Origin of the sequence: uncultured Nostoc sp. (assembly GCF_964245575.1) — a bacterium.
In the GTDB taxonomy this organism is placed as follows: Bacteria; Cyanobacteriota; Cyanobacteriia; order Cyanobacteriales; family Nostocaceae; genus Nostoc.
Genome location: NZ_CAXTNP010000254.1, coordinates 1 through 11,538 on the forward strand (window position 1 = coordinate 1; position 11,538 = coordinate 11,538).

Annotated in this window: 14 protein-coding genes and 1 pseudogene; 7 read left to right on the forward strand and 8 right to left on the reverse strand. The window is 43.9% G+C overall.

Annotated features, from left to right (window positions below; translation table 11 throughout):
* Nucleotides 1-299: 299 nt before the first annotated feature.
* A complete protein-coding gene (locus ACFFAP_RS29815) occupies nt 300-506 on the forward strand; it encodes a hypothetical protein (protein ID WP_375514597.1) in 207 nt (68 codons plus the stop codon).
* A gap of 86 nt (nt 507-592) precedes the next feature.
* Here the strand turns inward: ACFFAP_RS29815 and ACFFAP_RS29820 are convergent, their stop codons facing one another.
* Complete coding sequence (locus ACFFAP_RS29820; protein ID WP_375514598.1) at nt 593-1,399, reverse strand: pentapeptide repeat-containing protein; 807 nt, start codon at nt 1,397-1,399, stop codon at nt 593-595.
* A gap of 97 nt (nt 1,400-1,496) precedes the next feature.
* On the opposite strand from ACFFAP_RS29820, the gene ACFFAP_RS29825 reads away from it, so the two are divergent.
* On the forward strand, nt 1,497-2,084 hold the full coding sequence (locus ACFFAP_RS29825) for a phycobiliprotein lyase (RefSeq protein ID WP_375514599.1): 588 nt from the start codon (nt 1,497-1,499) through the stop codon (nt 2,082-2,084).
* A gap of 102 nt (nt 2,085-2,186) precedes the next feature.
* Here the strand turns inward: ACFFAP_RS29825 and ACFFAP_RS29830 are convergent.
* Nucleotides 2,187-2,645, reverse strand: a pseudogene (locus tag ACFFAP_RS29830) (transposase); the annotation flags it as partial.
* A gap of 69 nt (nt 2,646-2,714) precedes the next feature.
* On the reverse strand, nt 2,715-3,155 hold the full coding sequence (locus ACFFAP_RS29835) for a transposase (protein WP_375514600.1): 441 nt from the start codon (nt 3,153-3,155) through the stop codon (nt 2,715-2,717).
* Between the two features lie 159 nt (nt 3,156-3,314).
* Here ACFFAP_RS29835 and ACFFAP_RS29840 point away from each other — a divergent pair, with 159 nt between their 5' ends.
* From ACFFAP_RS29840 to ACFFAP_RS29860, 5 genes are all read left to right on the forward strand, one after another.
* Nucleotides 3,315-4,046, forward strand: a complete 732-nt coding sequence (locus ACFFAP_RS29840; RefSeq protein ID WP_375514601.1) for a 15,16-dihydrobiliverdin:ferredoxin oxidoreductase — start codon at nt 3,315-3,317, stop codon at nt 4,044-4,046.
* A gap of 68 nt (nt 4,047-4,114) precedes the next feature.
* Complete coding sequence (locus ACFFAP_RS29845; RefSeq protein WP_375514602.1) at nt 4,115-4,864, forward strand: phycoerythrobilin:ferredoxin oxidoreductase; 750 nt, start codon at nt 4,115-4,117, stop codon at nt 4,862-4,864.
* Nucleotides 4,865-4,932: 68 nt separating this feature from the next.
* Nucleotides 4,933-5,211 carry a hypothetical protein gene (locus ACFFAP_RS29850; protein WP_375514603.1) on the forward strand — a complete coding sequence of 93 codons (279 nt, stop codon included), beginning with the start codon at nt 4,933-4,935 and terminating at the stop codon, nt 5,209-5,211.
* Nucleotides 5,212-5,429: 218 nt separating this feature from the next.
* Nucleotides 5,430-6,341, forward strand: a complete 912-nt coding sequence (locus tag ACFFAP_RS29855; protein WP_375514604.1) for a HEAT repeat domain-containing protein — start codon at nt 5,430-5,432, stop codon at nt 6,339-6,341.
* A gap of 161 nt (nt 6,342-6,502) precedes the next feature.
* A complete protein-coding gene (locus ACFFAP_RS29860) occupies nt 6,503-6,637 on the forward strand; it encodes a DUF433 domain-containing protein (RefSeq protein ID WP_375514605.1) in 135 nt (44 codons plus the stop codon).
* Nucleotides 6,638-7,077: 440 nt separating this feature from the next.
* Here the strand turns inward: ACFFAP_RS29860 and ACFFAP_RS29865 are convergent, their stop codons facing one another.
* The 5 genes from ACFFAP_RS29865 to ACFFAP_RS29885 form a co-directional block, all read right to left on the reverse strand.
* Nucleotides 7,078-7,692 carry a HEAT repeat domain-containing protein gene (locus ACFFAP_RS29865; RefSeq protein ID WP_375514606.1) on the reverse strand — a complete coding sequence of 205 codons (615 nt, stop codon included), beginning with the start codon at nt 7,690-7,692 and terminating at the stop codon, nt 7,078-7,080.
* Between the two features lie 152 nt (nt 7,693-7,844).
* Nucleotides 7,845-9,179, reverse strand: coding sequence for a HEAT repeat domain-containing protein (locus ACFFAP_RS29870; RefSeq protein WP_375514607.1), 1,335 nt, complete (start codon nt 9,177-9,179; stop codon nt 7,845-7,847).
* 171 nt (nt 9,180-9,350) lie between these two features.
* Entirely contained in the window at nt 9,351-9,845 is a 495-nt protein-coding gene (cpeA, locus tag ACFFAP_RS29875; protein ID WP_375514608.1) for a C-phycoerythrin subunit alpha, read from the reverse strand.
* A gap of 80 nt (nt 9,846-9,925) precedes the next feature.
* Nucleotides 9,926-10,480 (reverse strand): C-phycoerythrin subunit beta, encoded by a 555-nt coding sequence (gene cpeB / locus ACFFAP_RS29880; protein WP_100903938.1) that lies wholly within the window; start codon nt 10,478-10,480, stop codon nt 9,926-9,928.
* A gap of 531 nt (nt 10,481-11,011) precedes the next feature.
* Nucleotides 11,012-11,179, reverse strand: a complete 168-nt coding sequence (locus ACFFAP_RS29885) for an NblA/ycf18 family protein (RefSeq protein WP_152591427.1) — start codon at nt 11,177-11,179, stop codon at nt 11,012-11,014.
* Nucleotides 11,180-11,538 lie beyond the last annotated feature (359 nt).

Here is an 11,538-nt window from a genome sequence, read left to right on the forward strand (position 1 = left end):
AGCGAGGAGGGGGCAGGGGGCAGGGGAAAATGACTTTTGACTTTTGACTTCCCCGAACGCGAGTGCGTCCCGTAGGCAAGGGGCTGACTCCACCTCCAGGTGGAGAAGAAAACTATTTTTTTCGAGTTATGCCTTACTCAGTGAAGAACATCTATGATTTATCCATGTTTTTACAGTAATTAAACACAAAAGTCTAGAGAAATTGTAGCAAGGTTGACATAAATTAATATTTAGACTGGCAGAATTAGGAAAGAGCAAACTGTGACTAAGTATTATTGTTGACACTATAGGAGAAACAAATGGCTGAAATTCCCACCGGCGGTCAAATGCTCTGGAAATTGGAAGGGGACAATCGCGTTTTGCTCCTGCGGCATAATTCGTCAGAGCCGTGGCGGCCGTATGAGGAATTTCCGCAGTATGTTCTATCCGACCCCCAAGGATTTTCTAAAGGAATTGCTACCTTTTTAGCGTTGCTGAAAAAAGATTGGACAGCTACTAAATCTTAAGAAGGGAATAGGGAATAGGGAGTATGGAATAGGAAATAACTTTGAATTGTTTCTCCTCCTTGTCCCCTTGTCCCCCTGCCTCCTACTTACTTAGTTTCTAGGCTGGCGCGTGTGGTGCGACGGGTTAAAGCATGAGGTGTATCTAGCTCTTGTGCAGGTTGGCTAAGGAGGCGCGATCGCATTTCGTCACTCAGCCCTTGAACATGGGTAAAATCGGCTCCAGCAATGCTTTCCAGATGCTCGAAATCAACGCCAGTCAAATCTGCGGCTCGTAAATCAGCTCCTGCGAAGTTGGCTCCATTTAACCGAGCATTGCGTAAAAATACTCCTGGCAACCAGGCTTTCCGCAAGTCAGCCTGACTTAGCCGCGCTCCCTGAAGATTAGCATTAGTTAAATCAGCCCCCCCTAAATATGTTCCCAACATACTTGCACCTTGCAAATCGGCATGACGCAAGTTGGCTGTATTCAGTTGGGCACCATTCAAATAGGCATTTGGCCCAATCGCCCCAGAGGATTTGTAATTAAAGCCTTCGGGAAACTGGGTTTGGCTATCATATCTTGCCCCTAGCAGTTTGGTGTCGGTCAAAATAGCTCCCCGTAAATCTGCGCCACTCAGATCGACTCGGTACAAACAAGCTGCCTGTAAATTGGCATCCCTTAAAATCGCTTGGCTGAGATCGGCTGCCCGTAAATCAGCACCACTGAGATCGACTGCACTCAGATCCGCTTTGCTGAGATTCGCTCGAATCAAAGTAGCTTGATGCAAATTAGCTCTTTGCAGTTCTAAACCACTGAGGTTGAATTGATATAAATCTTCTTGAGTTAGAGCAAACCCTGCCTTGAGGACAGCCAAAACCTCTTGGGGTGTCTTGTGAGTTTCCCTGCTGATCATGGGTTGAAATCGTGAGATTATTTAGAGGTATTGTACCGCGACCCATCTACAATCATTAGGGTCTAAGAAAGGATGAAGTTTTATTTGAGGATCAGCTATGCCTTTTGTACCACCAATGACCATGATGGAGTTTTTCAGTAAGAGTGAAGGGGTTTGGTTTACCCAGCGCACGGTGCATCACTTTGATACGGTGGCGGATCAATCGGGAGAATCAAAGCTTTATGTAGGGGCGATCGCACTTGATGACCCACAGGTAAAAGCAATCTGCCAGCCGCAAGGTATCGATCCAGCTAATGCTAAGGGAGGTGCTAGCTTTATGTGGCAAGAACATGACGACGATCAAGAACCCAATCCGGATAGTGCTGCTGTCTTAATTGATGTACCAGATGATGAAACAGGGCGATCGGGAAAATTGCTCCGCAACCAAGGCTATGTGGAAAAAATTCCGGTAGTTAGCCGTTACTGGTTTGGACAAGATGGCATTTTAACCATCGATACCGAATATGAAACCAACCAAGGTCAGGAACGCTGCTGGTTCATGACCGATGATTTTCGGGTGCGCGTCAGCACAGTGCGGATGATGAATGGAGTGTATTTGATGACATATTGTTCTGAACGACGCTATTTAACTGAGGCGAATTTAGCACAAATGGTGCAACACAATTTATCTAGAGCATCCGTATGATCTATTTGGTCGCTCATAATCTTGTAGGACTTGCTGTTGGTTCTAGTCCATAATTCTAGCGATCGCCATCAGTAAGCATTGCATCATCACCTATAGCGGTTCTCAGTTGGGTGCAATATAGTAGCAACAGTGGGTGAACCAACCAACAATGTCTTTTTTAGCAACTGTTTCTAAGGCTTCTGTAATCGCTTGATCTAATTCTTGATATGTCCTGGCTGCTTGCGATCGCAAAAACTCCTTGACCTTTGACCAACAGTTTTCAATCGGAGAAAAATCAGGAGAATAAGGAGATAAATATATCAATTTAGCTCCCACAGCTTCTATAGCTTCTTTAATACCAGCAACTTTGTGAGAACTGAAATTATCCATGACGACACAAGCGCCCGTCCAAAGTTGAGGTACTAAGACTTGAGTGACATAAGTATAAAATGCATTTGTATCTGTGCTACCTTGAAATGTCATAGATGCAATAATCCCCTCCAAAGACATAGCCCCAATCATTGTCACATTTTTTCCACGTCCATCTGGGCGTTCGCCATAAGCACGACTACCTTTGCTCGAACGAGCTTTCGTGTCGAGTCATAGCGATGTTGACTCCCGCTTCATCGATAAATACCAGATCGGCTAGGTTTACGGTTCCAATGGTTGTCCAATACTCTGCTCTAAGTTTTTGTACTCGCTCGGTGTATCGCTCACTGGCATGTATTGTTTTTTTTTGCGGGTTAAATTTAGCTTTTGGGTGATTCTCCCCATTGTGGCTCGACTTATTTTAACTCCAGCCTTTTGTTGTAAGCGTTCGCACAACTCAACCAAAGTGGCATCGTTATCTGACTCCACCAAGAGCGCGACTAAAGCCATTTGTTCGCTGTTTAATTTGGCAGATTGACCTCCAGAGTGCGGCTTTGCCTCAACTGTGCCAGAAAAATGGAATCGCCTAAGTAGGCTTTGAACAAAACTTAAACTCACACGAAATCGTTTCGCCAGTTGTCGTTGAGAGCCTTCTTGATTGTTGTGGGCATCAATGATTTTTTGGCGTAGATCCGTGGAGTAAGCTTTCATATCGATGTACATGGTTATTGATATACTCCATCCTCCCACACTGTATTTCACTCAACTGAGAACCGCTATAATGCTAACGTTAAGGATCGTTACTTTGTTTAACATATTCGAGACGGCGGATCTGGGAATCCCGTATTGTCTGGGATTAAGGTAAATTAGTTTATAAATTTTATGTATAAGTGCTTCCTTGAGCATCTGGAACAATCGCTTTTGCAACGGTTTACATTAGAGAGTCGCCCAATTCCCCCAGGACTAGAGTATCAGGTGAGCGATCGCGGTAGAAATCCCGCCACAATTCAGAGCTGGTGCTATCAATGCCCACAGTTGCGGAAAATCCGCTATACATACATTGATGCAGGCGCAAGTGCCCAGATTCTTAATAGTGTAATTTATCCCAGTCATCACTATGATTTGCCCTTACTCGGCATTGATTTTCTCTCTTTCGGCCAAATTAAAAACCTGATTGTGATGGATTTCCAGCCTTTATTTCAAGATGAAGCTTACTTGAAGAAGTACATACATCCATTGCAGACATTGCATGATAAATATCCAGACTTGGCACAAGGCTTGGAAATGAAATTTTATGATGCTAATCAGTACTTCTCAAAATATCTCTTATTTGCCAAAACCGATGCAGAAACAGTAAGAACGAGGGTCTTTGAGGCATTCAAAGACTATTTGAATTTGTACTGGCAGATGCTAAATCAAGCTGAACCTCTGATCGACGAGTCAGATATTCAACGAATTGTGAAAGCCCAAAAAGACTACGATCAATATAGTGCCGATCGCGATCCTGCATCTGGTTTGTTCAGTAGCTACTTTGGACATCAATGGTCAGAGCGATTTTTGCATGAATTTTTGTTTGAGGATGCTGTGCCATTAGTAGCTAGTGCAGCCAAATAGTGATTTAAATCGACATCACCATAACAAAATATAGTGATTGTTAATTTTGAATTCGGAGCGAAGCGACATTGACTCTCTATCAGCCATTTTTAGATTATGCGATCGCGCTTTTGCAGGAACGTTTGAATTTGCAGCCTTATGCAATTCCTCAAGGGTTTGAGTCGAAGCAAGCAACAGTGGGCAAAGGCAAACATCAGCAAGAGGTCTTAACGACTAGCTATGCCTATCAAACAACCAAACTCCGGCAAATACGAGCCGCCCATGTACAGGGGGGTAACTCACTTCAGGTATTAAATTTCGTTATTTTCCCCCATCTAAATTACGATTTGCCCTTCTTTGGCGCAGATTTAGTTACCTTGCCAGGAGGGCACTTAATTGCCCTCGATATGCAACCCCTATTTCGGGATGATTTGGGGTATCAGGCAAAGTATACCCAGCCTATCCTGGCAACTTTTCACGCACATCAGCAGCATCTACCTTGGGGGGGCGACTTTCCCGAAGAAGCGCAGCCCTTTTTCTCACCCGCTTTTCTCTGGACGCGCCCTCAGGAAACTGAGGTAGTGGAAACCCATGTGTTTGCAGCCTTCAAAGACTATCTACAAGCCTACCTGGATTTTGTTGACCAGGCGCAACCGATAACCGACTCCAAATATTTAGCAGACATTGAACAGGCTCAACTGCGTTATCTTCGCTATCGAGCAGAAAAAGACCCAGCACGGGGAATGTTTACCCGTTTTTACGGTGCTGAGTGGACAGAAGAATATATCCACGGGTTTTTATTCGATTTGGAAAGAAAGCTGGGATCAGCGATTAGATGAAGTCAAAGGTAGAACCAGGACGATCGAAAAGGTTTGTCTGTTGGTAACTGAATCTGAGAAAATCGAATATGGGCATTTTAAATCTACTTTTAGGAAACACAATGGATATGACTGATACTACAGAACTCACCTCAAGCGCTCAAGCTAGCTCTGAAGAACTGACAGAAGCGATCGCTCAATTAGAAGAATATCGGGAACGCCTGGTTAACGATACCTTGTCAATGGCGCAACGCGCCAAAATTATGAAGCCACAAGCACTTGCTAGCCTGCAACCTCAGCTTACCCAGATAGATGCAACTATTGAGTCACTACGACAACAGCAATCTACTCTGGCATCTGGTAACTAGTACCCCTTCGGGGAATTAAAAATTAAGAATTAGAAATTAAAAATTTAGGGATTTTTCTCAATTTTTAATTTTACATTTTCAATTTTTAATTGCAGGGAAGCGACGGTCAAAAATCAAAAAGCTTTAATTTTGGGCTTTCTGGCTGTAATAAAACGGTAGGTTTATTGCCGCCGACCTGTACTAGATCATTTAACAATAACGGTGATAGGGAATTTGTCATGAGTCAATCGCTCAACTTTGAAGCTCCAGCAGTGGATGATCCCATCCTGCGAGTGCAAGCTGAAAATGATGATCTGGTTCAAAGGGTAAATGAGCAGATTACACTAGAAACTTTCAATTCTACAGATCAAAAAGTTCTTAAACAACTAGTGGAGGGTTTAGGAGATACACGTGGATTGGTGCGACTGCGGTTTGCCGAAACCTTGGGTGAAATTGGTGAAGCAGCAACGCCATTTCTCGTAGAAGCACTGGCAAATCATTCCAATGTAGTTGTGCGGCGGGCTGCTGCCAAGACACTTACTATCATCTCTGATCCGTGTGCCGTGCCAAACTTGCTTCATGCTTTTCTGAATGATGAAGATAGGGTAGTCAGAAGTTCAGCCGCCGGGGCGTTGGCTAGAACAGGAGAAGCATCTGTACCAGCGTTGCTGGAAATTTTAGCATCAGACGAGCATCCACAGGATATTAAGGGTCTTGCGGCATGGGCGTTGGCGTTTATGGGATCGGAAGCAGCAGACCATTTATACAAAGCATTGAACGCCGCCTCTTTGGATGTTCGATGTGCTGTTATCGGCGCCCTTGGTCATGTGGCGCAAGAGCAGTCAGACGAAAAGTCCTGCAACCTTTTAGTTTCTGCTTTGACTGATCCAGAAGCGCTTATCCGCACTGAAGCAGCCGCAGCCTTGGGACAAATAAATTATCCTCCCTCTGTGCCGCATTTAATTCTGGCAATTCGAGATACCGATTTAGACGTGAGGAAGGCAGCAATCAACTCCCTTGGTAAAATCGGCGATCACAGTGCATTAGAATCATTACAACCGCTACTTAATGATCAACAAGAGGTGGTGCGGGTTCTGGCTAAACTAGCGATCGCGCAAATTGAACGCCAGTCCGAAGCAGATGATTGGTAATATTCCCGTTCAGTTGCTTACTGCCTCTACCAACATCTCATTTCTAATCGATAGCCTGCATATAGTCGGGTACAACAAGGTGATTATGCGCTTGTGCTACTCAACTTAATTGAACAAGCCGTTACAATTATGTGATGATATTTCTGCACAATGAACAATCTATGCTTCAGACAACAGAGCATCTTTACATAGTCAGAGATGACCAGATTCTAAGCGGTGAGCCAATTATCAAAGGGACTCGAACCCCAGTCAGAGCAATTGTTGAAACATTGTTAATTTTACCTGCTGTCTATTAATAATCACTGTCAGCTACACAAATTCCCTTACATTTGATGCCGTTTGTAGCTGTGCGCTGACAATGAGGACAGAGAATTTTTTCTGTTTCTGGAGTGATATTTGTACTGGTGCTTGCTTGTGGTTTATTTTTGCCGATTTGGAGGTTCACGCTTATTAGGGTAAAGGAACTTTGTTGTGGTTTATTTTTATATTTTAGGACTTACGCATTGACAATAAATGCCAAATATAGATAAGGTTAAAAACCATATCTTTCGTAGGGGCACAGCAATGCTGTGCCCCTACCGCATGGTCTATTTACGATGACAGAATAATTAATAAAAGTCTGAAACCACCTCAAGATCGTTAATTTACATCACAATGCATTTGTACAGTGCGTAAGTCCTATATTTTACCAACCACAGCAATTCCCTCTACCAAGCTGTTTTTCGTCCTGTGGGTATTATTTTTCTCCTCGCTGAAACTTCATTGTCATTTCTAGGCGAGATAATGCACTAGTGGCAGACTCGCGTACATAGGAGTCGGTAGATTCATCCTGAATAAGGGATTGTAGCACTTCCACACCTCGGCTATCGCCAATCGAGCCAAGGGCATTCACGATAGAGATTGCCAGCGCTGGGTTATCTGTGGTTTGTAATGCTTCAATCAAAACATCCACCACGGGAGAACCAATTTCACTTAGAGCCATGACAGCAGCAATATTCACTACAGGATTGGGGTCATTGAGAGCAGTCGTTAAACCCTGCACACCTTCAGCTGCAAAGGGAACATCTGGATGATTAATGGCGACTTGTGCCAGTGCTTTGGCGGCACTTCCCCGGACAGTAACATTATCACTATTGAGTAAGGCTGCAACTAAAGGAGTCACTGCATCAGGCCCGATCGCTCCTAGAGCTTTAACGGCAGCTCGTCGATAGGTGGTATCCTCTTCATTGAGAATACTCATCAACCGAGGAATAGTTGTGTCATCGGGATTCTCAGCCAATGCCCACATTGCTTGGTCGCGTAGGTGGGGGTTGGGGTGTTTCAGTTGTTGGAATAGTTCTTCTGTGGACATAACAAGATTTTAATAAATAAATTATCAAAAATGTGCAATTAATCTCTCAACTCAACACTCAGCACTCGGTACTTTTTCTGTAAACTAAAAAAATCAGGATACTAGTACCATTATTAATTTATGGAGAACAGAAAAAGTCAAACAACATTCATTCAAGCCTCTGGATTTATCAGTGGTGTGATTAATTTTGAATTTTGAATTTTGAATTTTGAATTCTCTGTAGGGGTTGACTTGGCTTTTTCCCGAATCAGCCAATCATCATCGTTGGCGACTTGTTCATAACCACTGGTATCACCAAGTTTTTCCAGCGCCATCAACGCCGCATACTTCAGATCCCAAATTTTGGTTTCTAGACAGGGTTTCAGTTCGGAAATTGCCCGTGGATCGCCGAGTTCACCAAGAGCGATCGCAGCAGCAGCCCGTGATTTTTGAAACTGTGGTTGTTTATTATGCAAGCCTTCAACTAGTAAATCGTAAGCTGGGGAATGTTTTAACCAACCGAACAGCTTTATCACATGGAAGTGGGCACCATAATCATTATTTGCTTCTTCAGCGTAGGTAGTAAACAAAGCCTCAGGAGCAGCATCGGCGTGATGGTCAAGAATGGTTTTGGTTGCTAAATAGCAGCGCCCAAAGTCTGTTTCATACAATCCCCGAATCAGAACTGGTAAAGTAGGGGGGCTTGGGTAACTATGCACCAAACTCAGATCATTTGGGTGGTCGTATAACGTCTGCTCTAAATGAGGTTGAATCGTGGCAAAAGTAATTGCTCCAGCAGCGATTCCGGCTTCTGCCAATGTCCGAATTCCTCGCAGCCGAAACACCAAAGATACTGGACATCGGGCAATATAGGGAACTGCATCATAGTAACGGGCATCCATTAAATCTTGGATAGACAACCGCCTTCCTAACACATTTGGGTGTTGTAACATTGCCACTACCTTCCCCATCTGGGAATAGTCGCCAGTTAAACGGCAAACTGCGGCCATTGCCGCACTGGCTGTCGGTGGATCGGCATCATCTACAAATTTGCGAATTCGTTCCAGGGCAGGTTGATAATTAAACTTTGTTAATGTATGAATAATCACTCGATAGGTTTGCCCTGGCTTGTCCAGCAATTGAGCAACATCTTCTAAGATGTCGGGGTCTTGAGTACCAATTTCACCGATCGCCCAAACAGCATTTTCCACAGTGTAGCAGTCTTCATCAAAAAGACAGGTGCGGATCACTGGTAAGGCTGACTCAGCTTGCAGTCGCCCCAAAGTCTCTACCGACTTGCGGCGGACGATGCGGTTATCCAAGGCGGGGTCAGTTTGCTGCACAGCCCGCATTAGGGCGTTGATTGATTGCTCTGTGGGAAAATTGACTAAATGAGAAGCGGCAATATAACGTGAATCATCCTCACTCAATTGGTCTTGAGGCGTATCCAAAAGAGCGATCGCCTGGTCTTCTGTAAGATTAAAAAAATTAAAAAAGCGTTTATCCATATATATAGATATATCAGCTCTCAGCAGTTTGCCGAATCTTATTAAGACAAAACAAACCCGGAGATTCTTTGCCATTACTCAACCTTAATAGGCAAAGCAAAGAGCCAAGAACCTCCAGGCTTGTAGGATCACAATGTACCCTTACCACCAAATGACAAGTTTGGCAACTAACTATGAGAGAGAGTTAATAGCGTAGTCTAGTAAAGCATTGTACTCAGTCAATGCTTGAGCAGACATATCACGAGGCGCACAACCACGGTTACGAGCAAAGCTTAAAGCTTCAACGTAAGGAGCGGTGGGCAAGCCTAAAGCGCGATAAACTTCACGTTGACCAGCAATACCCCACTCATCTAATGGGCCTGTACCACCAACAACCAAGCTGTACTGAATAAGGCGCATGTAGTGCTTGATGTCACGAGCGCACTTGGACTTGAAGGTATCGGTGGAATTAGCTTCACCAGCATTGTTCAAGTAAGGATATTTCTTGATAGAAGCGTTGTAAGCTTCGTTTGCAACAGCATCGAGGTTGTTAGCTAGCTTTTCAGCAGCTTCCAAACGAGCAGCTGCACGTTGGATAGAACCTTGTACTGATTCTAAATCAGAGGTGCTGGGGAAACGACCTGCGGCATCAGCAGATGCGATAACGGTGGTAACAACTGATTTCATTTCTTAAATCTCCCAAAAGGCTTTTTATTTAAACTGTGTTGGATGTCAATCTGTTGAGTGAATTGCGAATCGCAAGTTCCTTAGCTCAGAGCAGAAATTACGCGATCAAAGTAGCTGGAAGATTCAGCAACCAAGCTAGCGCAGCGATCTTCTACGACAGGAGAACCCATCTTACGCAATTTGGCACCAGCACGAGCCTCACTGGGGGTGTCTTGAATGTGAGCAGCTGCACACGCCTTCATGATTTGAACGGCACGCACGGTAGAGGTGGTGGGTACGCCAAGAGCTGCATAAGTTTCTTTCAAACCGTTCAAACAACGATCATCTAGAACTGAAGCGTCACCAGCTAATAAAGCATAGGTTACATAGCGTAAGATGATTTCTGCATCGCGCAGACAAGCAGCCATGCGACGGTTAGGATAGCAGTTACCACCAGCTTGGATCAAACCTTGGTTTTCACAGATCATTCCAGCAACAGAATCAGAGACGATGCAGCTAGCGTTGCTAGCGATCGCATTTACAGCATCCAAACGTCTGTTACCATTAGCAACGAAGGCTCTGAGGGCAGCAATATCAGATACGCTAGAAGTGCTGGCATCTGCTGAAATTACAGCTCTTGAAAAAGCGTCAAGCATTTCGCTCTCCTTAAAAATTGGTTTTCTCTGAAACTTGATTGCCTGTTCCCTGAACAAGACAATATAGAACATAAAAGATGACACCTATCTTAGTCTCAGTTATGAGAAACTAAGTAATAATCCTTAACAAACAATCCCCAGTCAAAATTGGTCTGACTGGGGAATTTGGGGTACGCTTTAAGGATTAAGGGCGAAGGGGTAATGAGGATTGGGATTGTCAGGATGAAGAAACAGAGGAGAAATAACATTGATAAATGCCAAATACCAAACACCCAATGCCTCATACCCATTTTTATGCTTGGTTCTAAAAAATAGTGCGCTCGTGCTGAGTCAATCCAACAAGCTTTTGGTAATGAACGTTATACGGGTGAACCTCCTTACGCAGGAGCTACACTAACGCCAGCTGTTGTTGAGATTGAATATATATCCGCCAGAGGATAGAGTAGGCTTGCAGTTTCATCTAGAGAAGCCTTTCCACATCCTTTTGTTTCTACTTGTACTCTAGAAAATTAACAAACATCCCCAGTTAGCCTAAGCCTGCTTGAGAAGATGCTTGATCATATTGTCTTTGACCATTAACTGCCGCAGCACCTCTAAAAGCAATTTTTGAGATTCTTGCTGGTTTAACCCCTTAACCTGCTCTTCGTAAAGTTTGAGGTTGAATTTCTGCTCTAAGTTAAGCTCCATAGGGATATCCATAGTTTTTACTCTCCGGTGTTTCGCAACATTAGCTTTATATATTCCCTATAATTAAGGTTAACAAAAGTTACACCTGCTTGACAAGTGGACAGTTTTAGATTTTGGCGAATAAATCCACATGATCCTACGCCTTTGGAGCTGGTAACCTGTGGTGTAATACCAATTCTGTATGAACATGCGCCAAACGAAATGAGGAACGAACCGCAATCGCGCAGCGTCTCTAAGAGTTGGACGCAAAGGACACAAAGAAAGAAATAAGAAGTTAAGAAAATTTGGCGCAGCCTCACAAAGAAATGGTATGAGATAAGTAAGTCGGCGCGAAAAAACCAAACTATGTGAAGATAAGTAAATACGGAGAA